Genomic DNA, 21,758 nt, shown 5'->3' with positions numbered 1-21,758 from the left:
GTTCTGTTGGAGGAAGGCCCGCCGCCATGCGGCGGGCCCGGCCGTGAGGCTGATCAGGGGATCGGCTTGCCGTGCCACATCGGCTTCGACTTGGCTGCCTTCTCGGGATAGACGGTGACCAGCTCATCTCCGCGCCACTGCACCATGATCGGGAAGGCCGAGGTGTTGAGGCCGGTCGCGTCGAACTTCACGCAGCCGCCGGGCACGCCCTGGGCAAGGCCGGTGCAGTCGTCCAGCGTCGCCAGCGCATCGCGCACCTTTTCCGGATCGGAGGACTTGGCCTTCTCCATGGCCTTGGCCACCGCGTCGAGCGCCGCCGCATGGATCAGCGCCTCGTGGGTGATGAAGGTGCCGTACTTCTCCTTGTATTTGGCGGCCAGATCCGGGATCAGGTCGCCACCGGCGGCAGCCACCGAGATGACGCCCTCGGCATAGTCGCCCAGGCCTTTCTTGAAGTCGGGGATGATGTAGCCGGCGGCGCCGCCGATCACCGGCATGTCGATCTGCTGCTGGCGCAGCGAGCGGATGATCAGCAGACCGTCGTTGAGATAGGAAACCGGGAACGCCATCTGCGCGCCGGAGGCCTTCAGCTTGTTGACGAGGGGGGCCACGTCGGTGATGCCGAGCGGATAGGCCTCGTCCATCACCACCTGCACGCCAGCCTTCTTGGCAGCGTCGCGCAGGCCCTGCGCCTGCGCCGTGCCATAGGCGGTGTCCTCATAGAGGATGGCCACCTTGTCGATCTTCTCGCCCGCCGCCTTGGCGATGGCCATGGCGTAATCGAACTGCGCGGCGCCGAACACCGTGCCCTTGGGCGACACCTGGAAGGCGTACTTGTAGCCGCGACCGGTGATCTGGTCGGCGAAGGCGAAGGTGACCAGCGGTATGCCCGCGCGCTCGGTGACTTCGGATGCCGCCAGCGTGGTGGAGGACACGAAGGCGCCGACCACGGCACTGACGCCGTTCTGCGAGATCAGGCGCTGGGTGGTGGCGGCCGCCGTATTGGGGGTGGGCACATCAGCCACCACCAACTTGATCTTGGCTCCACCCAGCGACTTGATGCCCCCGGCGGCATTGATCATGTCGGCGGCCAGCTCCGTGCCCCGCAGCGAGCCGATGCCGAACTGCGCATTGGGGCCGCTGAGCGGCTGGACCACGCCGACCACCACTTCATCGGCGGCACGCGCCCCACCGGCACCGATGCCGGTTGCAAGGACGGTCGCGCCCAGCAGCACGGCCAGCGCGCGGCGCCGGTTGGCGGAAATCACAGTCATGATGCTGTCCCTCTGATGGCCTCGGCCCGTTCTGCGACCCGGCTCGATGGAGGGACACGCTACCTCCTGTCGGAATTTTTCGTCAACACTTACCCAATTCCATTTTTTAAGCGCGCAACGCACAATGTGCCTAAGAAGCAATTATATCATTGTTTTACTTATATTTTTTCTGGCGCAAAATTGTTCATATACCGCATCGCACGCCCGCAATTTCAATGTCGAAAACAAGCGACACATGCCGATTCTCAGCATTCCGCCGCATAGGATGGCAGCACTAACGCGGATCCAATATGTCGGCGATTTTCGACACTTAACGCGCTCGGACGATGCGTTATCAGATAACGACTCATGCCTTATTATGATTATTTTTCGATTCATCGCGTCGGCACTTATTGACAGTCTCGCCAACACACTCCCATGCTGAAGGCCTTCCAGAAAAAGAGGGAAAACCACCATGTTCAGCATGTGGCACAGGGGCGGATTGCAGGCGTGCGCCGCCGCGATGGCGCTGTCCGCCGTCACGCCGGCGCTGGCGCAGGAACCGGTGAAGATCGGCGTCGTCCTGCCGCTCAGCGGCCCCAACGCCCAGTTCGGCGTCAACAGCCGCGCCGGCATCGAAATAGCGACCACGCTGTTCAATGCCACCGGAGGCATCAAGTCGCTCGGCGGCGCGAAGATCGAACTGGTCTTCGCCGACGTACCCAGCCCCAACACGGCTGCGGCGGCGACCCAGCGCTTGATCAGCCAGGACAAGGTCTCCGGCGTTCTCGGCGCCTTCGTCTCCTCCATCACACTGGCGGCGTCCGAGGTGACGGAACGGGCGGGCGTGCCCATGATCACCCATTCCTTCGCCGACCAGATCACTGCGCGCGGCTACAAGTACATCTTCCAGGTCTCGGCCAAGGCCACCACCTATGGCGAGGCGCAGTTCGACTATGCTGTGGCGCTCGCCAAGAAGGCGAACACGCCGGTCAACAAGGTGGCCATTTTCTACGAGGACACCGCCTACGGCACGGCCCAGGCGAAGGGCCTGCGCGATGCCGCAAAGCGCGCCGGCATCCCGGTGGTGATCGACGAAGCCTATCCGTTGGGTGTCACTGATGTGGCGCCGCTCATTAACAAGCTGCGCACCTCCGGCGCGGACATCGTCTTCCCGGTGTCCTATTTCAACGACGCGCTGCAGATCATTCGTGCGATGCGCCAGCAGAAGCTCGAAATCCCCACCGTGGGCGGAGCTGCCGGCTACATCATCCCCGACTTCTTCAAGGGGCTGGGCGAATATTCCGAGGGCGTATTCTCCATCGCCCCGGCCAATTATGACTTCATTCCGCGCCTCGCGGAATCCTACAAGAACCAGTACGGCTCGTTCATGACCCACGAGGTCATCATGTACGCCGCCGCGCTGGAGCATATGGCCAAGGCCATCGACACCGCCAAGTCGCGCGATCCGGAGAAGATCCGCGATGCCATCGCCGCCCTGAAGATCTGCGGCACGGGCTTTGCCGCCGGCATTCCCGGTGGCTGCACCGCCTTCGACGGCAACGGCCTGTCGAGCACCGCCTACCCCATCTTCGTGCAGTGGCGGGGCGACAATCTCGTCACCGTCTATCCCGACAAGGACGCCAAGGGCTCGGCCATCTGGTCCGGCAAGCCGCTGAACTGAGGCTTCCGGCTATCCTTTCCTGAATGCAGGCTCCGGCACCAGCCGGGGCCTGCCCTGCCCCGGGGTGATCCATGGTGTTCCACGTCTCCTATCCCCGCCTGCTGCCCGAGCGCCGCCCGCCCGGCCACCAGCCAGCCGCCCCGCGCTTCTCCCTGCGCTGGGACGATCCTGTCCCCTTCCTCACCAGCGACTATTTCGGCCTGCAGGGGCAGGATCTCGGCTGGTCGGAGCAGTCGGCCTTCTTCGAGCGCCTGCGTGCGAGCTTTTCCGAACATGGGCCGGACGCGCACGAGATCATGCGCACCACCGACGAGCACGGGGCTATCAACGCCATCCTCGTCGCCTACTGGCTCGATCCCACGCGCCACGCCCGCTGGCTGGCGGCAAGTCCGTTCATGGTCTGGTTCCGCGATCCCGCCCGCGAAACCGAGGCCCACGGCATCTGGCGCGAGACCATCGCCGTGCCCTACGATCGGCACGAGACCATCTATTCTGCGCCCGGCTATGCCATCGGTCTTGCCCGTACGCCGAAGGCCAGCCGCCAGCCCATCACCATGAACGGTTATTTCGGCGCCGCCCGCGACCGCATGCCAGTGTCGGCGGTGGATGCACTGGAAAGCCCACTGGGCACCACCCTGCCCCCACGCCGCTTGCCGCAGTCCGCCGGCCGCCGGCTGCGGACCTCAACCCCGCTGAACATGATCGCCATCCGCTCCGGCCAGTACTGGGAGGGCGCGGGCGCAGAGCAGCTTGCCGACTATCACGACAATCTCCAGCCCAAGCTGATGCGCGGCATGCAGCATCTGGTGGAGCACCCGCAGGAGACCGGCACCCTGTCCCTGCGAATCATGACCAACCTCAACGAGGATGGTTCGCCCCGCGCCGAAACGTCCGTGCTGGCTCATGTGCTGGACCTGTCGCAGCTGGAGGCGTGGGCCCGCAGCCACGAGACCCACCTGGACATCTACCGCCACGCCATCGCGATGAACCGCCTGCACAAAGAGAAACGCGAGGTCGTCACCTGGCACGAGGTGTTCGCGCTGCTCCCCGGCCTCACCGGCGAGTATGTGAACTGCCATTGCGGCACGGGCCTGCTGCCCTATTTCGCAGAAGCGTAGGCCCGGCCGGCGTCAGGCATAGCTGTCGCCGATCGCGAGGCGCGATTTCCGACAGCGGGGGCAGTGTGCAGTTCCGGCGGGATGATTTGTCAACCGATTGCTGTGCCGGCGTGGCTTGCCAAGCCGGCTCGGGTTGGGCATAGAGAGACCGCGTGGAGACGTGGCCGAGAGGCTGAAGGCACTCGTTTGCTAAATGAGCAGACCCCTAAAAGGGTCTCGAGGGTTCGAATCCCTCCGTCTCCGCCACCTACCTTTCCAGAGCTGTTGAGACGCAGGGAATCCTTGTGGTTCCTGGATTTTGCTTGACGTTGGCATCCAACAATCTGTCCCGCAGGTTGGGACAGATAGCCAAGGCTGCGCAGCACATGTCGAAACAGGACGGCTAGCGGCGGCACGATAGCTGTAGGCACCAGTTTGCAGCTCGGCGAGGAGGCGGATCGCTCATCTGCGCAGCGCCGCAGCAGCTCCCAAGTGGATGCCGACATCCACCAGAAGATTCGCCCCTTCCACAGGAGCGCGGCCGATCCATTGATCCGGCACCTGCGGAATTTTCGGCCACCGGTTCAGCAGCAACAAAGCGCCCCAGCGCTTTGCGCAACAGCTATATACTCGCCACAGCTGCGGTTTGCCTGCCGTTCCCGGCGTCGGGCTGCAAACCGTGCCGCCTCTCTGCGAAAGCCGCCGCCCTCACCCCGCCGCGACAAGGATCACTGGCTGGCGATCTCCACCCGGCGGCGCACTTCGGCGGCGATGCGGGTGAACAGCTCGTCCCAGTCCCCTGCCCGCGTCTGACGGAACAGGCGCAGCGTCGGATAATAGAGGCTCTCCTCCCCCTCATCTCCCCAGCGCCAGTCGGGAGCCGCCCGCAGGGCGACGATGCCGGGCCGCCCCAGCGCGCCGGCAAGATGCGCCGCCGAGGTGTCGGTGGAGATAACGAGGTCCAGATTGGCCATCACCCCAGCGCGATCAAGGAAAATGCCGTCGGCATCGAGATCATCACCGAAAAAGACGATCCGTTCGCCAAAGGGCACAGTCCCGATCTGCGCACCTGCCGGACCATGCTGAAGCGAGACAAGCGTGACGCCGGGAATTTCCGCCAGCGGCGCAAATGCCGAAAGCGGGGCCGAGCGGCCGATGTCGAGAAGCCGGGACGGATTGCCCTGCCAGTTGATGCCGATCCGCAGGCCGGGGCGGTCATGCAAGGTGGACCACTTCGCCACCCGATCCGCCGGTGCCGTAAGATAGGGCACCTGCGGCCACATGGCGGGGTTCGGCGCAAACAGGCCGGGCACGCTCGCCAGCGGCAGCCAGAAGGTGCCCGGCGCATCCGCCGGCATCTGCGTGATGACCGGAATGCGCGGGTCGAACAGGGCCGCCAGCGGCGCCAGTGCCGGCTTCACATGCAGCCGCACGGGAAGGCCGCGATCCGCCAGCAGCGGCAGGAGGCGGCCGAATTGCAGGACGTCGCCGATGCCCTGCTCGCCAAGGACGATCAGATCGGTCACGGCGGACCGGCCGTCCCAGCGCGTCAGGGACGGCGGGGTGAAGGGCGGGGGCAGAATCTGTTCGCGCTGTTCGTAATTGGCCCAGCCGGCAGCCCAGTCCCCAATGGCGAGGTCGGCGAGCGCCTTCACGAACAGAACGCGCGGCTCCACGGGCGCCGCCCGCACCGCGCGGTCCACGGCGGTGCGCGCATCCCGCGCCCGCCCGAGGTCGCTCAGCACACCGGCGCGCGCAAGATGGGCGAAAGTGGCATCCGGCTGCAGCGCGAGCGCCCGGTCGGCATCGACCAGCGCATCCTTTGGCCGATCCATGGCGCGCAGAATCTCCGCGCGCTCCACCAGGGCCTCCACCAGACGCGGCGCCTGGGCAACGGCCAGGTCGCATTGCTCCAGGGCGGCCTCGAACTGCTCGTTCACGCGCAGGACGCGGGCGAAGCGGGCCCTCCATTCGGGCCTCTCCGCGCCCTTCAGCGCCGCAGCCCGCCCGAGATAGGAGATTGCAGCCGTCTGGTCGTCCAGCGCCGCCTTGGCCTGCCCGGCCACATGCAGGGCATCGGCCTGGTCCGGAGCGATGGCAAGCGCCGCCTCGGCCGCTGCCAGCGCGCCCGCCATGTCTCCAAGCCCCAGCAGGGTGCCGGCCTTGCTGACCAGATGCAGGGGCTCCCAGGGCTGCATCGCCACCAGCATTTCGCAGTCGGCGAGCGCTTCCGTGTCGCGGCCCAGTCGGGCGTAAGCGGTGGCGCGGTTCATCCGCGGTTCCGGCGCCCGCGGGTCGATTTCCAGCGCTCGGCTGAAGCGCTCCACCGCCGCCGCATGACGCCCAAGGGCAGCGAGTGCGTTGCCGGCCTGGAACTGGGCTTCCAGCAGGCCGGGGGCAAGCCGGGCAGCCTCCTCGAACGCCGGGAGCGCCTTGGCCGGCTCGCCCGCCAGCAGCAGCCCGGCTCCCACGAGCACGTGGCCATTGGGATCACGCGGGGCGAGATCGCGCGCCTTCTGGGCGGCCCGTGCCGACTCCTTCGGGCGCCCCGCCTGCAGCAAGGCGAACGCCAGCATGCGCTGGGCATCAAGGAAGCGCGGGGCAAGGCGCGCGGCGGTCTGATAGGCCGCGAGGGCCTCGTCGAGCTTGCCGGCGCGATGCAAAGCGGAAGCCTGCCCCAGCAGGGCGCGCGGATCGGGAGACATGCCGGCAGTCATGGGGGCTTCCATCCTCAAAACGAAAAGCGCGGCCGGGCTGGAAGGCCCGCCGCGCCGCCAATGACAGAATTAAACGCCGTACGCCAGAGGCTCGGACGGAGCAGGCGCCGTCCTTCACCCAAGGTCAGCGCGCGCGCTGACCGAACAGGATACCTTGCGCGGCCTTGTCCTTGCTGAGGTCGGCCCTGGCCTCGGCATTCACCATGAGGCCGCGCTGCACGGCGGGGCGCGCCTTCACCGTCTCCAGCCAGCGGGCGAAATGCGGGAATTCCGCAATGTCCTGCCCCTGCCGCTCCCACAGCTTGGCCCAGCCCACGCAGGCAATGTCGGCGATGGTGTATTCGTCGCCGGCCAGATAGGCATTGTCCTTCAGGCGCGTGTTCATCACGCCGTAGAGGCGGTGAACCTCGTTGGTGTAGCGCGAGACGGCATAGGGAATCTTTTCCGGTGCATAGAGCCGGAAGTGATGGGCCTGCCCGGCCATGGGGCCGAGACCGCCCACCTGCCAGAACAGCCACTCATCCACCGCAACGCGCTTGCGCTCGTCCGTGGGATAGAATTTGCCGGTCTTGCGACCGAGATACTGGAGGATCGCGCCGCTCTCGAAGACGGAGATGGGCTCGCCGCCGGGACCGTCGGGATCGACGATGGCCGGGATCTTGTTGTTCGGCGAGACGGCGAGGAAATCGGGGGCGAACTGGTCGCCTTTGCCGATGTTCACCAGCTTGATGTCGTAGGGCAGACCGCATTCCTCGAGCATGATGGAAACTTTCCATCCGTTCGGGGTCGGCCAATACAGCAGCTCGATCGGCTGTTGTTGAGCGTCCGCCATTCCAATGCTCCTCCTCGACCGGCGCGCCGGCGAATGCGGCTACACCTAGGCCGAGCTGTGGCGTGGGGCAAGCGGGACTGTTAACAGTTCGTTAATGCTGCGCGCCAGCCCTTGGAATTACACGCTTCTCACCAAGAGCGGCTGCGCTCCGGTCCCTCATGGGCCGGAACATCCCGCGCGTTGAAGCTCATATGGTACCGGCCCGAAGACGGCTCAAGAACCGGCAGCTTCCGTATAGGCATGAATGCCACCGCAATTGTCCGACACCTGCCATGCATCGCCCGCCGGGGTGAGGTATCCGGGGGTCAGCGGCACCTTGCCGGCCCCGCCGGGAATGTCGAGCACGTAGGTCGGCAAGGCGAGCCCCGATAGCCGCCCCCGCAAGGCGCGCATCAGCTCCTGACCGCGCGCCACCGGCAGGCGGAAATGGGCGGTGCCCGGCGCGAGATCGGGATGATGCAGGTAATAGGGCGTCACGCGATGCTCGACGAGGGCACGGAACAGCGCGGCCAGCGTTTCCACCTCGTCATTCACGCCGCGCAGCAACACTGTCTGCGACACCAGCGGGATGCCCGCATCCGCCATGCGGGCGAGCGCGCCGGCAGCCGGCGCGCCCAGTTCCCGCGCATGATTCACATGCACCGCCACATAGGATGTGATGCCCGGTGCCTTCAGCGCCGCCACCAGATCGGCCGTGACCCGCTCTGGCGCGGCAACGGGCACGCGGGTATGGAAGCGCACCACCTTCACATGCGGAATGGCAGCGAGGCGTCCCACCACCTCGGCCATGCGGCGGGGCGAGACCATGAAGGGATCGCCGCCTGTGAGGATCACCTCCCAGATCTCGGCATGGGACGCCACATAGGCCAGCGCGGCGTCGAGGGCGGTAGAGGAGAGCGCCTGCTCGGCGCCCGGTCCCACCATCTCGCGGCGAAAGCAGAAGCGGCAGTAGACGGCGCAAACCCCCACCAGCTTCAGCAGTACCCGGTCGGGATAGCGATGCACGATACCCGGCACGGGCGAATGGGCCTCATCTCCGATGGGGTCGGCCAGTTCCCGCGCATCGGTCTCAAGCTCCGCGGCATCGGGCACGAACTGGCGCGCGATGGGATCCTGTCCATCCTGCCGGTCGATGGCGTCGGCCAGCGTCGGCGTCACGGCGACCGCATAGCGTGCGCCCACCGCCTCCAGCGCAAGGCGCTGATCGGATGGCACCAGACCGGCGGCGATCAGATCGTCGGCCGTGCGAAGGGTGGACATGGCGAAACTCACGGAAACGACAGCAGGCGACGGCTGCAAAGCGCTGCCGCCGGGACTATATCTGGGCTCTATATAGGCAGGATCGGCCCGCGCCAACGCGCTCCGTCCCGCCGAGCCCGGAGAGCAGCCATGCAGCCAGAGATCCAACCGGCCCCCTCGCCCGCCTCGCTGGCCCGGGAAGACGATGTGCTGGAAGCCGCCGTCCGCTGGCGCGCCGAGGGCAAGGCCGTGGCACTCGCAACCGTATTGGAGACGTGGGGCTCAGCTCCCCGGCCCGTCGGCAGCCATCTGGTGATCGACGATACCGGGAACTTTCTCGGTTCGGTTTCGGGCGGTTGCGTCGAGGGCGCCGTGGTCACGGAAGCCATGGACGTGATCGATAGCGGGAAGCCGCGTACGCTGGAATTCGGTGTGGCGGACGAAGCCGCCTGGCGCGTCGGGTTGTCCTGCGGCGGCGCCATCCGCGTCTATGTGGAACGTATCGACTGAACGGACGGAACCGCCATGGATCTCGCCCTCCTTACCGCCCTCAACACGGAGCGCGCCGCCCGCCGCGCCGCCGTCGTGGTCACGCATCTTGCTTCCGGCGTCCAGCGGCTGGTCAGGGGCGAAGACATCACATCCGACCCGCTCGCCGGCGACATCGAGGCTGCCGTGCGCGCCGGCCGTAGCGGCGTCGCGGGGGAAGGCGAGGCGCGGGTCTTCCTGAATGTCCACGTTCCGCCGGCGCGCATGGTCGTGGTGGGCGCGGTCCACATCTCCCAGGCCCTCGCGCCCATGGCGCGGGCTACCGGCTATGACGTGACCATCGTGGACCCCCGCACCGCCTTCGCCACGGCGGAGCGGTTTCCCGACACGCCGGTGATCGCCGAATGGCCGGACAAGGCCCTGCCTGGCCTCGCCCTCGATCCCTTCACCGCCATGGTGGCCCTGACCCACGATCCCAAGATCGACGAGCCGGCGCTGGAGGCCGCCCTCAAGGCCGGCTGCTTCTACGTGGGGGCGCTGGGCTCGCGGCGCACCCATGCCAAGCGTATGGAGCGGCTTGCCGCTCTGGGGCTGCCGCAGGCCCAGCTGGCGCGCATCCATGCCCCTATCGGGCTGGACATCGGAGCCGCCAATCCTCCGGAGATCGCCGTCGCCATTCTGGGTCAGGTGATCGGCGCGCTGCGCAAGCCGGCCCCCGCGCGCGAGGCGGCCGCGTGAAATTCGGCCCCGTCCCGCTCGATCAAGCCGAAGGCGGCATCGCCGCCCATTCCATCCGCTGCGCCGAGGGCGTGGTTCGCAAGGGCACCCGTCTCGGCCCCGCAGACATCGCCATCCTGCGCGCTGCGGGACTGAGCGAGGTGGTGGTCGCGCAGCTCGACGCCGGCGACCGGCCAGAAGATGAGGTCGCACACAGCCTCGCCTTGCGTGTGGCAGGGTCCAATATCCGGGTGGAGGCCCCCTTCACCGGCCGCAGCAATCTCTATGCGGACGCCGATGGTGTGCTGGAGGTGGATGCCCCGCAGGTGGACGAATTCAACGGCCGGGACGAGGCCATCACGCTGGCCACCCTGCCGCCATTCCAGCCGGTGAAGGCCGGCGACATGCTGGCGACCGTCAAGATCATCCCCTTCGCCGTCGATGGCACCGTGGCCGACACCACCCTTGCGGAGACCGGTGCGCTTCTGCGCGTGCATCCCTTCGTGCGGCGCAAGGTGGCGGTGATCTCCACACTGCTGCCCGGCCTCGCGCCCAAGGTGGTGGAGAAGACCCTGCGGGTCACGGCCGCCCGCCTCGCACCCGCAGGCGCTCTGGTGTCCCACGATCTGCGCGTGCCTCATGCCACCGGACCGCTCACCGAAGCCATCCGGCACGTGAGGGACGAAGGTGCCGAACTGGTGCTGATCTTCGGCGCCTCCGCCATCACCGACCGGCGTGACGTCATCCCGGCCGCCCTCGTATCGGCCGGCGGCATGGTCGAGCGGCTCGGCATGCCGGTGGACCCCGGCAATCTTGCCCTGCTGGGCAGGCTCGGCAGCGTGCCGGTGATCGGCGCGCCGGGCTGTGCGCGCAGCCCCAAGGAGAACGGCTTCGACTGGCTGCTGATGCGCCTCATCGCCGGGCTGGATGTCACCGCCGCCGATGTGGCGCGACTGGGTGTCGGGGGCCTTCTCACCGAGATCGTCACCCGCCCGCAACCGCGCGAGGAACCACCGGCGGAGATGGCGGACAGCCTGCCCCGCGTGGCCGCCGTTCTGCTGGCGGCCGGCCGGGGCACCCGCATGGGCGGGCCGAACAAGCTGCTGGAGCCAGTCGCCGGCGTGCCCGTGGTCCGCCGCGTGGCGGACGCCGCACTGGCCTCCCATGCGCAGTCCCTCGTAGTGGTGACGGGCCACGAGCACCAGCGGGTGGAGGCGGCGCTATCGGGCCTTCCCGTCTCCTTCGTGCACAATCCCGACTATCCCAGCGGCATGGCGAGTTCCGTGCGCAGGGGCATCGCCGCTCTGCCCGAAAGCGTGGATGGCGCGCTCATTCTTCTGGGCGATATGCCACTGGTGGGCACCGGACTGATGGACACCGTGATCGACGCCTTTGCACCGGAGCGCGGTCGCCTCATCGTGGTGCCCATGGCCGACGAGCAGCGGGGCAACCCCGTGCTGTGGTCGCGGCGCTTCTTCCCGGAGCTGATGGCGCTCGAGGGCGACATCGGCGCCCGCCGTCTGATCGCGGCCCATGGCGAGGCCGTGCATGAGGTCAGCGCGGCCGGCCCCGCTCCCTTCCTCGACGTGGATACGCCGGAGGCGCTGGCGCAAGCCCGTGCTCTGGCCCCATCCGCCGCGTCCCCGGAGAACGCGGCGGAATAGGGTTTGGCCTATGCGGCGCGGATGGCGCCGAGGAATTGCTCCACCTTGCGACGCAGTTCGGTGGCCTCGGACGACAGCTTGCCTGCGGCCTCCCGGACGTTTCCGGCATCCTCTCCGGTGGCCGCCGCGCCGACGCGCACGTCCATCACGTTGCTGGACACTTCCGAAGTGCCAGCAGCTGCCTGCTGGACGCTGGAAGCGATCTCGTGGGTCGCTGCTCCCTGCTGCTCCATGGCGTTGGAAATGTCGGAGGAGATTGTGTTCATCTCCTCGATCACCTCGCCGATGTCGTGGATGGCCGAAACCGCCGCCTTGGATGCGCCCTGAATGGCGCTGATCTGCGCTGCGATGTCCTCGGTGGCCCTGGCGGTCTGCCCGGCCAGCGACTTGACCTCCTGAGCCACGACCGCAAACCCCTTGCCCGCGTCTCCCGCCCGAGCCGCCTCGATGGTCGCATTGAGCGCCAGCAGGTTGGTCTGATCGGCGATGGCATTGATGAGGTTCACGATTTCGGAGATGCGGGTGCTTACCGCTACCAGGCTCTGCACTGTCTCGTCCGTCTCGCGCGCAGAGACCTGCGCCCGGGCCGCCACCTCGCGGGAGGAGTTCGCACGTTGCGAAATCTCGTTGATGGACGCCGCGAGTTCCTCCGAAGCCGCCGCAACGCTGCGCACGTTGGCGGAAGCCTGTTCCGCAGCTGCCGCCGCGCCCTGGGCGTTGCGGGCGCTGGCATCCGCGCGGTGGGTCAGCGAACGCGCAGTGGCCTCCAACGTGGTGGAAGACGTCGAGACCAGATCCAGCACGCCGGAAATGTCGCGGTTGAAGGCGGCGATCAGGCTGTCCACCGTCTCTCCGCGTCGGCGCTGCACTTCGGCGGCCGCGTGTTCCTTTTCCTGCATGGAGGCGCGCTCGATGGCGTGCTGCTTGAACACCTGCATGGCCTCGGCCATGGCGCCGATCTCATCACGGCGGTGCAGGTCCGGGACTTCGGAGGCGAGGTCGCCGCTGGCGAGGGCGTTCATGGCTTGCGTCATACGGGCCAGCGGACGCGAAACCGCACGGTGCAGCAACTGCCCCAGCAGAACGATCATGAGGATGGCGATGACGAGGGTCGCCACCGCGGCGGTGATGCGGAATTCGGCCAGTGGGGCATAAGCGAGGCTGGGATTGATGGCGAGGCCCACATGCCATTTGGCGCCTTCCAGCCCGTTCAGCGGGAAGAAAGTGACAATGGCATCATCCTTGCCGATCTTCGCCGTCTCAATGCGCGGAGCAATGGACGGCACGGGCCCCGTGAAAAGGTCCGACATCTTCTTGCCCACCAGCGCCATATCCGGATGAACGAGGACGGTGCCGTCATCGCTCACCAGAAACGCGAAGCCCATGCCGCCAAAGTCGATGGAGGCGAGACGCTTCTGCAATGCGGTGATGAAGAAGTCCGCCCCGGTCACGCCCGCGAGCTTGTCATTCACATAGACGGGGACGGCAGCGGTGATGACCAGTTGCTTGGTCGATGCATCCACATAGGGCGCGGTCATGATGGGCCCCCGCGCCGCCTGGGCGGCCTGATACCATGGGCGCTTGCGGGGATCATAGCCCGGCGGCATGTCGTGCGGCGGAGCATTGTGCATGAAGCCTTCCGCAGCCGTGCCGAAATAGCTGGACTTGAACTGGTCGATCATCACCTTGTTCTGCAACAGCGTCGGCGCGGCGGCGGGATCCTTCGCGATGGTATCGGCCATCGCCTGCGTCAGCATCATGCGGCCGGAGAACCAGCTGGCGATCGCATCCGAGGCCAGGACGCCCGCGCTTTCCAGCTTGGTTTCCACGTCGGCCTGCACCAGCGCCTGCTGGCGCAGGTCGATGATGAGCGAAAAGCCTGCGAAGGCCAGCACAACGGCCAGCGACACTGCAATGATGATACGGCGCAACAGCCGGATACGCGTCTGTGCGCCCCCGGAAACAGTGCCGGCCTTCTGAACGATCGCGGAACCCATCAAATAGCCTCTCCAAGGGCATGGCGCACCTGCGGTACAGGAGCCGCGGACGTCCGTGTCCCCACGTCGTCCACATACCCTCCGTACACGCAGCGAAAATTCACCCACGCGCGAGGCCTTTAGCAGTCGTTTCAAGAAGGGCGTATGAAACCCTCAAGTCATCACGGTGAAAAACAACCACAAATGATCCAGAATGAATTCACAAGGCAGACTGACCAATTCTGCCACGACCCGAAGCTATAGCCTGTGGATCTGATCCGGCATCAGATGCGTCACGGGCACGTCCAGCCGTTCGCACATGATCTCGGAGAGCAGCAGCCGGTGGCAGCCTTCCACATGGCGCTCGAAGCACAGCAGGCACAGGCGCCGGCCACGGGCCAGCGCGGCCAGTTCATCCAGCGCCTCCCGCGCGGCGGGCGTCTCCAGATGGGCGTTGTAGATGCGCATCAACGCCGCCTTGTCGCCCTTGCGCGCTGCCATCCGCCCTTCGGCCGGCGTGCCCAGCGCACGCAGATGCACATAGGCGATGCCATGTTCCGCGATGCCCGCTGCCAACGCCGTCTTGGAGAAGCCGGGCCGGCGTGAGGCCGCCACCGCCCGCACATCCACCAGCAGGTCCACGCGCGCCTGCGTCAGGGAGGCGTGAAAGGCTGGAACGGTGGTCTGCTCGTAGCCGATGGTGAAAAGGTCTGAGGCCCGCTCGCCTTTGACCGTTGTCATCCGCGCCTCCCTAAATCACTGCTTCCAGGCCGTAGGCACGCCCGCGCCGCAGAACCGGAACGGATGGGCCGGACAGCGCCGCGACCAGAGCCTCGAGGCTCGCCAGATCGTGCACAGGTCGGAACTCGTCCACATGGGGCAGCATGGCCCTGATCCCACGCGCTTTCGGCTCGAAGCCCGCATAGCGCAGCAGGGGATTGAGCCATACCAGCCGGCGACAGGAACGCTGCAGGCGATCCATCTCGCGGGCAAGGGTATCGTCCGCATCGCGCTCCAGCCCATCCGTAACCAGCAGCACGACGGGATTCTGCGCCAGCACCCGGCGAGACCAGTCGCGGTTGAAGAGGTGCAGCGACGTGGCGATGCGGGTGCCGCCGGACCAGTCTGGAGCGACCCGCCCCACCTCCGTCAGAGCCGCATCGGGATCGCGATGGCGCAAAGCGCGGCTCACATTGGTGAGGCGCGTGCCGAACAGGAAGGTCTCCACCCGACGCCGCGTACCGAGGGCATGCAGGAAGTGCAGCACCGGACGGGCGTAGTCGCTCATGGAGCCGGAGATGTCCACCAAGGCCACGACCGGCGGCGGGCGCTCGCGCGGGCCACGCCGGCGCAGCGGCACATAGTCTCCGCCGGTGGAGAGCGAAGCGCGGATGGAGGCCCTCAGATCGAGGCGCGGTCCACGGGGGTCAGCCGCGAGGCGGCGGATGCGGGCCCGGTCATCGGGCATCTTCAGCAGAGCGATGCGGCGGCGGGCTTCGGCCAGTTCGTCCGCGCTCATCTGGGCAAAATCACGGGTGCGCAGCACGTCCGTATCCGAGGCGGTGAAGCGGGCATCCACCTCCATCTCGCCCGGCGGCTCCTGCGGCGGCGCAAGCGCGCCCTCGAACGCCTCCTCCACTCGCCGCAGACCCGGCTTTGCCGCCGGCGGCGCCATGGGCACGGCCACCGGGGACAGCATTTCGATCAGCCGCTCGGCACCCGCGCGCCGGCGCCAGAAACGCTGGAAGACGGTGTCGAAGACCTCATGGTCCTCGTGGCGCGAGACCAGCACCGCATGCAGCGTCCAGTAGAGATCCGCACGGCCGCCGATCCCCGCCACCTCCACGGCCGAGACCGCATCGAGGACACTGCCGGGGCCAAGGGACAGCCCGGAGGCGCGCAGAAGGCGACAGAAGGTGAGGATGTTCTCCGCCAGCCGTCCCCGGCCCGGCGCGCCGGATATGGCGTCCGCTTCAGGCAAGGGTCTCGCTCGTCCGCCGCGCGGCGTCGAGCAGGCGGGTGACGGCGGCGGCATCGGTGCGGGCGATGTCATCCTGATACTTCAGGAGCACGCCCAGCGTATCCCGCGCCGTGTCCGGACCGACCGTCACCGCATCCAGCTCCACCAGCGCGGCTGCCCAATCCAGCGTCTCGGCAACGCCGGGCACCTTGAACAGATCGTCCCTGCGCAGCGCCTGCACGAAGCCAACGACCTGCCGTGACAGCGACTCTCCGATGTCCGGCAGGCGGGTGCGCAGGATTTCAAGCTCCCGTTCCGCCGAGGGATAGCCCACCCAGTGATAGAGGCAGCGCCGCTTGAGAGCGTCATGGATCTCGCGGGTTCGGTTGGAGGTGAGGATGATGATGGGCGGATGCTCCGCCTTCACCGTGCCGAGTTCGGGAATGGAAATCTGGAAATCGGCCAGCACTTCCAGCAGGAACGCCTCGAAGGCCTCGTCCGTCCGGTCCAGCTCGTCGATGAGCAGCACGGGCGGCCCGGCCGGGTCCGGCATCAGCGCCTCAAGCAGGGGGCGGCGCAGGAGATGGCGCTCGGAAAAGACGCCGGAGGCGATCTCATCCTTGTCGCGCTCGCCGGCCGCTTCCGCGAGCCGGATGGCGATCATCTGCGCGGGATAGTTCCATTCATAGGCCGCCGCCGCGAGGTCGAGCCCCTCGTAACACTGCAGGCGGATGAGCCGCCGCCCGAGCGCGGCGGCGAGCGTTCGCGCCACCTCGGTCTTTCCGACCCCGGCCTCGCCTTCGAGGAGCAGCGGGCGTCGCATGCGGAGGGCGAGATGCACGACGGTGGCCAGTGCACGATCGGGTACATAACCCGCGCCGCTCAGCAAGGCGGCCGTGGCGTCAATGGATGCGGGTGGGAAAACGGCATCATCCGGCATGCACAAGATGTACTGCGGGATCGGCGCGGCAGGAAGCCTCCGCAACCACCGGAACCGCCCGGACGGCGTATTCCGCCCGAGAACCCCGATACCTGCCCTGGCTTCCTCAGGCGAGGAAGAACCAGGCGAACTGCGCGCTGGCCAGCAGCAGGAACACGCCCAGGCTGATTTCCAGCAGGCGGCGTGAGAACTGGCGTGACAGTTCCGCCCCCACGGGTACGAGCATCATGGCACTGGCAAGGATGACGGCTACGCCCAGAATGCCGTGCTCGTCCGTGCCGGACGCCTGGGTATGGCCGGAGAGCACCATGCCGAGGCCGGCCATGGCGGGCACCGCCAGCAGAACGCTGGCCACCGCGGAAGCCCCCGTCGTGCGCCCGCTCCATTCCCACAGGCTGTGGGCGAGGCCGAAGGCGCCTATCGCCAGCTTCTGCACCGGACCCGCCGGAGCATCAGCGCGGCGCAGATCGAAGGCCACTGAGCGCATGTTGCCGCCGCCAGCGCCCATGGAGACCGAGAGCGAGGACGGCCCCACATCCAGTGACGCCTTGAGCGGCGACGCCATCATGGTGCGGACAACCACGGACATGGCCAATCGGAACGGGAAGAGCATCTTCACGCCGCCGGCCAGCATCACACAGGTGAAGATGAGCTGCACCTCGGGCACCGGCAAAGCGGCAACCACCACGCTCGCCGACACTGCACCCGCCGATATCAGCCAGCGAACGTCCACACCGAGATGCTCGGAAATCCCACCACTGGTGTCTGGCCGCACCGTTTCACGCCAGCACTGCAGGGCCGTGAAGACGAGCAGCACCAGGGAGACACCTGCGGCAAGGTAAACAACTACGCTGTTCTGCATTCCCAAAGTCGCAAACATCGGGTGCAGAACAGGTACAATAACCAGACCACCATAGGCCCCAAAAAGACCAACCAGCAATCCTGCGAGCACGCCAGATGCAAGCAAAGCAAAGGCGAGCTCCACAATATCCGGGAGCGAATAAGGCGCCATTTGGACCCCCCTCAGGCGTAGGGAGATCATAAGCGCACATCATTCGACAAAACCATGAAATTTTGGCCGATTTCGGTGAAAAACCAAGAGCATCACCAAGACCGGCACCGATCTACCTCAATGCTGCAACCAGTGCGCGCAATGTCATCACCTTGACCAACTGTGCGCGATAGTCCGCACTGCCGTGCAGGTCAGACATGATGTCTGAGGCATCAAGCGTGAGTTCGGCGATGGATTCGGGCCGGAAGTCCGCGTGCAGGGCCTCCTCGGCCTCGGCCCAACGGAAGACGCCCCCCTGCCCCGCCCCCGTGATCGCCACCCGTACGCCATCCGCCATCTGCGCCACGAAGGCACCGGCCATGGCATAGCGGGACGCGGGATTGCGGAACTTGGCATAGCCGGCACGGGCGGGGGCCGGGAACTCCACGCCCACCACCAGCTCATCCTCTCCCAGCGCGGTCTCGAACAGGCCGGTGAAGAAATCGTCCGCCACCAGCGTGCGCGCGTTCGTCACGATGCTGGCCCCGAGGCCGAGACAGGCAGCCGGATAATCAGCGGTGGGATCGTTATTGGCGATGGAGCCGCCCAGCGTGCCACGATTGCGCACCGCGGGATCACCGATCATGCCGGCAAGCTCCGCCAGCGCGGGAATGACCTCCTGCACGAGAGGAGAGGTCGCCACCTGCGCATGGCGCGCCATGGCGCCGATGAACAGCCCTTCCCCGCGCCGCTCGATGCCGGAAAGTCCGGGAATGCGGGACAGATCGACGAGACTGCCGGGCTGGGCCAGACGCTGCTTCAGCGTCGGCAGCAGGGTCTGGCCGCCGGCCAGCACCTTGGGCTCATCCAGATCGCGCAGCAGCGCGACGGCCTCATCCAGGGCTGAGGGGCGCTGATAGTCGAAGGCATACATGGCTCTTCTCCTGCGATCTCGAATTACTCGGCAGCCTGCGCAACCGCGCGCCAGGCCTGAATGATCTGCCAGACCTTGGCAGGCGTGGCGGGCATGGACACGTCTTCCGTGCCCAGCGCCATGGTGATGGCATTGATGACGGCCGGCGGCGCCGCGATAGCCCCCGCCTCACCACATCCCTTGATGCCCAGCGGATTGGAGGGACAGCGCGTCTGGGTGAGCCCGATCCTGAAAGATGGCAGGTTCTCCGCGCGCGGCATGGTGTAGTCCATGAAGGAGCCAGTCACGAGTTGGCCATCCGCATCGTAATGCACGCTTTCCATGAGCGCCTGCCCAACACCCTGCGCGATGCCGCCATGCACCTGCCCCTCGACGATCATCGGATTGATGACCACCCCGAAATCGTCCACGGCCGTGAAGTTCACGATCTGCGTGACGCCGGTGTCCGGGTCGATCTCAACCTCGCAGACATGGCAGCCGGCGGGGAAGGTGAAGTTGGTGGGATCGTAGAAGGCCCCTTCCTTGAGACCCGGCTCGATCTCGGACGTGGGAAACTTGTGCGCCACATAGGCATTGAGCGCCACCTCCGCGAAGCCCAGCCATCGATCGGTGCCCGCCACCGAGAAGCGGCCATCCTTGAACTCGATGTCGCCTTCCGCCGCTTCCAGCATGTGGGCGGCGATCTTCTTCGCCTTGGCTTCCACCTTGTCCAGCGCCTTCACGATGGCAGACATGCCCACCGCGCCAGAGCGTGAGCCATAGGTGCCCATGCCGAACTGCACCTTGTCGGTGTCGCCATGCACGATGGACACCTGATCCATGGGAATGCCGAGCCGCGAAGAGACAAGCTGGGCAAAGGTGGTTTCATGCCCCTGCCCATGGCTGTGCGAGCCGGTGAGCACCTCCACATTCCCGGTGGGATTCACCCGCACCTCGGCGCTCTCCCACAGGCCAACACCCGCGCCCAGCGAGCCCACCGCCGCCGAAGGCGCTATGCCGCAGGCCTCGATATAATTGGACAGGCCGATGCCGCGCAGCTTGCCCCGTCGCTCGGCCTCCGTCTTGCGGGCCGGAAAGCCGGCGTAGTCGGCCAGCTCCAGCGCCTTGTCGAGCGAGGCCGCATAGTCGCCCGCATCGTAATTCATGATGACCGGCGTCTGGTGCGGGAAGCTGGTGACGAAGTTGAGCCGCCGAAAAGCAGCGCTGTCCATCTTCAGCGTGCGCGCCGCGATCTCGACGATGCGCTCCACAAGGAAGGTAGCCTCCGGCCGCCCGGCGCCCCGATAGGCATCCACCGGCGCGGTGTTGGTATAGACCGCATCCACATGGCAGTGGATGGCCGGAATGTCATACTGCCCGGAGAGCAACGTGGCGTAGAGATAGGTGGGAATGGAGGAAGCGAAGGTGGAGAGATAGGCGCCCATGTTGGCGGTCGTCTTCACCCGGAAGCCGAGGATGCGCCCCGCCGGGTCCAGCGCCAGCTCCGCATGAGTGATGTGATCGCGCCCATGGGCGTCGCACAGGAACGCCTCCGAGCGATCGCAGGTCCATTTCACCGGCCGTCCCACCCGCTTCGAGGCCCAGGCGCACACCGTCTCCTCGGCATAGATGAAGATCTTCGAACCGAAGCCGCCGCCCACGTCGGGCGCGATCACCCGCAGCTTGTTCTCCGGTGCGATGCCGACGAAGGCCGAAAGCACGAGCCGCGCCAGATGCGGATTCTGGCTGGTGGTCCAGAGCGTGAAGGCGTCGTCGCCGCTGTCATAGTCGCCGATGGCGGCGCGGGGCTCGATGGGGTTGGGCGCGAGGCGGTTGTTCACCACATCGATGGGAATGACATGGGCCGCATTGGCAAAGGCGGTGTCGGTGGCATCCTTGTCGCCCAGCTCCCAGGCAAAGACCACATTGCGCGGCGCCACCTCGTGCAGTTGCGGCGCGCCCTCCGCCTGCGCCTGCGCGAGATCGGAAACGGCGGGGAGCACCTCGTAATCCACCGCGATGGCGGCCGCTGCGTCCTTCGCCTGATTGAGTGTTTCGGCGATCACCACCGCCACATGGTCGCCCACGTAGCGCACCGTGTCCTTGGCCAGCGCGGGGTGCGAGCCCATGCGCATGGGCGAACCGTCCACGGAATGGATCATCCAGCCGCAGATGAGATCCCCCACCTTGTCCTCGGCCAGTTCGGCTCCCGTGAGGATGGCCACCACGCCGGGCATGGCGGCGGCCTCTGCCGTGTCGAGGGATCGGATGCGGGCATGGGCATGAGGTGAGCGAAGGAAATAGGCCTGCGCCTCGCCGGGACGATGGAGATCATCCGTATAGCGCCCCTTGCCGGTGATGAAGCGATGGTCCTCCTTGCGGCGGACGGCGGCGCCGATAGGCGTCACGTTGCTTGCGGTGTTGGCGTTCATTGGGCTTCCTCCCGGCGAAACGCCCGCCCGGCCTTTGCCGGCCTTGTGCTGGGCGGCTTCCGCATGATGCTGAAATGCGCCGGACGGGCCCCTTCCCGCCGCCGTAATGTCCCGAGATGGTCAGGCATCCGACGCCCACGTCCACGGCATCGGGAAATGCGGATCGGCGCTTCGAAACCGACCAATGAGCGGTTGCATAGCAGGCCCGGAGCGATTGCCCCGCGCTCGGCCGCTCATTCCGCCGCGAGCGCGGCTGGGTTCATGGCGTGCGCGCCGGCAGCCACCGCCTTGACGATGTTGTGGTAGCCGGTACAGCGACAGAGATTGCCGTCCAGATTCTCGCGGATCGTGGTCTCGTCCAGCTCCGTGCCGAGGCGTGCCACCATGTCCACGGCGGTCATGATCATGCCCGGCGTACAGAAGCCGCATTGCAGGCCGTGGTGCTCCCGGAAAGCTTCCTGCATGGGATGCAGACGGCCGGCGGGGGCGAGGCCCTCGATGGTCGTGACCGCGCCACCGTCCGCCTGCACCGCGAGCATGGTGCAGGATTTGACCGCTGCACCATCCAGATGCACGACGCAGGCGCCGCATTGGCTGGTGTCGCAGCCCACGTGGGTGCCGGTGAGATGCAGGTTTTCGCGCAGGAATTCGACGAGCAGGGTGCGCGGCTCGACTTCGGCGCTGATCGGCCTGCCGTTCACCGTCATTGAAATACTGGTCATCGGACAACCTCCCGGACCGTCCCGAACCGACCGACACAGACCCCTGCGCCAGATGGGCGGGTTCTTTTAATTGGTCCAGTGTGGAACTGCCCATGCACGGCGGTCAAGCGCGCTGATGCGCCCGCGCCGTGG

Annotated in this window: 17 protein-coding genes and 1 tRNA gene; 6 read left to right on the top strand and 12 right to left on the bottom strand. The window is 66.7% G+C overall.

Going from position 1 to position 21,758, the window contains the following annotated elements; genetic code table 11:
* Positions 1-53: 53 nt before the first annotated feature.
* Positions 54-1,274, bottom strand: coding sequence for an ABC transporter substrate-binding protein (locus IEW24_RS15740; RefSeq protein ID WP_188580279.1), 1,221 nt, complete (start codon positions 1,272-1,274; stop codon positions 54-56).
* A 454-nt stretch (positions 1,275-1,728) separates the two neighbouring features.
* On the opposite strand from IEW24_RS15740, the gene IEW24_RS15735 reads away from it, so the two are divergent.
* From IEW24_RS15735 to IEW24_RS15725, 3 genes are all read left to right on the top strand, one after another.
* Entirely contained in the window at positions 1,729-2,937 is a 1,209-nt protein-coding gene (locus tag IEW24_RS15735; RefSeq protein WP_244644448.1) for an ABC transporter substrate-binding protein, read from the top strand.
* A gap of 71 nt (positions 2,938-3,008) precedes the next feature.
* Positions 3,009-4,055 (top strand): phenylacetaldoxime dehydratase family protein, encoded by a 1,047-nt coding sequence (locus tag IEW24_RS15730; protein ID WP_188580277.1) that lies wholly within the window; start codon positions 3,009-3,011, stop codon positions 4,053-4,055.
* Positions 4,056-4,209: 154 nt separating this feature from the next.
* Positions 4,210-4,301 (top strand) — tRNA-Ser (locus IEW24_RS15725).
* A 461-nt stretch (positions 4,302-4,762) separates the two neighbouring features.
* Here IEW24_RS15725 and IEW24_RS15720 read toward each other — a convergent pair.
* From IEW24_RS15720 to IEW24_RS15710, 3 genes are all read right to left on the bottom strand, one after another.
* Entirely contained in the window at positions 4,763-6,751 is a 1,989-nt protein-coding gene (locus IEW24_RS15720; protein WP_188580275.1) for a tetratricopeptide repeat protein, read from the bottom strand.
* A gap of 124 nt (positions 6,752-6,875) precedes the next feature.
* Positions 6,876-7,583: a glutathione binding-like protein gene (locus IEW24_RS15715; protein ID WP_188580274.1), complete on the bottom strand. Its 708-nt coding sequence runs from the start codon at positions 7,581-7,583 to the stop codon at positions 6,876-6,878.
* Between the two features lie 213 nt (positions 7,584-7,796).
* The gene (locus IEW24_RS15710; protein WP_188580272.1) at positions 7,797-8,843 is read right to left on the bottom strand and encodes a lysine-2,3-aminomutase-like protein; all 1,047 of its coding nucleotides are present in this window, start codon (positions 8,841-8,843) and stop codon (positions 7,797-7,799) included.
* Between the two features lie 129 nt (positions 8,844-8,972).
* Here IEW24_RS15710 and IEW24_RS15705 point away from each other — a divergent pair, with 129 nt between their 5' ends.
* From IEW24_RS15705 to IEW24_RS15695, 3 genes are read left to right on the top strand one after another with little or no spacing between them, the layout of a single operon-like run.
* Positions 8,973-9,332, top strand: a complete 360-nt coding sequence (locus IEW24_RS15705) for an XdhC family protein (protein ID WP_188580270.1) — start codon at positions 8,973-8,975, stop codon at positions 9,330-9,332.
* Between the two features lie 15 nt (positions 9,333-9,347).
* The gene (locus IEW24_RS15700) at positions 9,348-10,049 is read left to right on the top strand and encodes an XdhC family protein (protein WP_188580268.1); all 702 of its coding nucleotides are present in this window, start codon (positions 9,348-9,350) and stop codon (positions 10,047-10,049) included.
* Positions 10,046-11,692 carry an NTP transferase domain-containing protein gene (locus IEW24_RS15695; protein ID WP_188580266.1) on the top strand — a complete coding sequence of 549 codons (1,647 nt, stop codon included), beginning with the start codon at positions 10,046-10,048 and terminating at the stop codon, positions 11,690-11,692. The genes IEW24_RS15700 and IEW24_RS15695 overlap by 4 nt, the downstream gene beginning before the upstream one ends.
* 8 nt (positions 11,693-11,700) lie before the next feature.
* On the opposite strand, the gene IEW24_RS15690 is transcribed toward IEW24_RS15695, so the two are convergent.
* From IEW24_RS15690 to IEW24_RS15655, 8 genes are all read right to left on the bottom strand, one after another.
* A complete protein-coding gene (locus IEW24_RS15690) occupies positions 11,701-13,689 on the bottom strand; it encodes a methyl-accepting chemotaxis protein (protein ID WP_188580264.1) in 1,989 nt (662 codons plus the stop codon).
* Positions 13,690-13,926: 237 nt separating this feature from the next.
* Positions 13,927-14,409 (bottom strand): DUF488 domain-containing protein, encoded by a 483-nt coding sequence (locus tag IEW24_RS15685; RefSeq protein WP_188580262.1) that lies wholly within the window; start codon positions 14,407-14,409, stop codon positions 13,927-13,929.
* A 10-nt stretch (positions 14,410-14,419) separates the two neighbouring features.
* The gene (locus IEW24_RS15680) at positions 14,420-15,649 is read right to left on the bottom strand and encodes a vWA domain-containing protein (protein ID WP_244644446.1); all 1,230 of its coding nucleotides are present in this window, start codon (positions 15,647-15,649) and stop codon (positions 14,420-14,422) included.
* Complete coding sequence (locus tag IEW24_RS15675; protein ID WP_188580260.1) at positions 15,642-16,568, bottom strand: AAA family ATPase; 927 nt, start codon at positions 16,566-16,568, stop codon at positions 15,642-15,644. Before IEW24_RS15675 ends, IEW24_RS15680 begins: the two co-directional genes overlap by 8 nt.
* 106 nt (positions 16,569-16,674) lie before the next feature.
* Positions 16,675-17,580: a hypothetical protein gene (locus IEW24_RS15670; RefSeq protein WP_188580258.1), complete on the bottom strand. Its 906-nt coding sequence runs from the start codon at positions 17,578-17,580 to the stop codon at positions 16,675-16,677.
* Positions 17,581-17,692: 112 nt separating this feature from the next.
* Complete coding sequence (locus IEW24_RS15665; protein ID WP_188580257.1) at positions 17,693-18,493, bottom strand: FAD binding domain-containing protein; 801 nt, start codon at positions 18,491-18,493, stop codon at positions 17,693-17,695.
* Positions 18,494-18,516: 23 nt separating this feature from the next.
* The gene (locus IEW24_RS15660; protein ID WP_188580254.1) at positions 18,517-20,904 is read right to left on the bottom strand and encodes a xanthine dehydrogenase family protein molybdopterin-binding subunit; all 2,388 of its coding nucleotides are present in this window, start codon (positions 20,902-20,904) and stop codon (positions 18,517-18,519) included.
* A gap of 233 nt (positions 20,905-21,137) precedes the next feature.
* Positions 21,138-21,626 (bottom strand): (2Fe-2S)-binding protein, encoded by a 489-nt coding sequence (locus IEW24_RS15655; RefSeq protein WP_188580251.1) that lies wholly within the window; start codon positions 21,624-21,626, stop codon positions 21,138-21,140.
* Positions 21,627-21,758 lie beyond the last annotated feature (132 nt).

This window comes from Azorhizobium oxalatiphilum, from assembly GCF_014635325.1.
Classification (GTDB): domain Bacteria; phylum Pseudomonadota; class Alphaproteobacteria; order Rhizobiales; family Xanthobacteraceae; genus Azorhizobium; species Azorhizobium oxalatiphilum.
The sequence above is the reverse complement of the archived record's forward strand: the minus strand, read 5'-3'. Positions and strand labels throughout refer to the sequence as shown.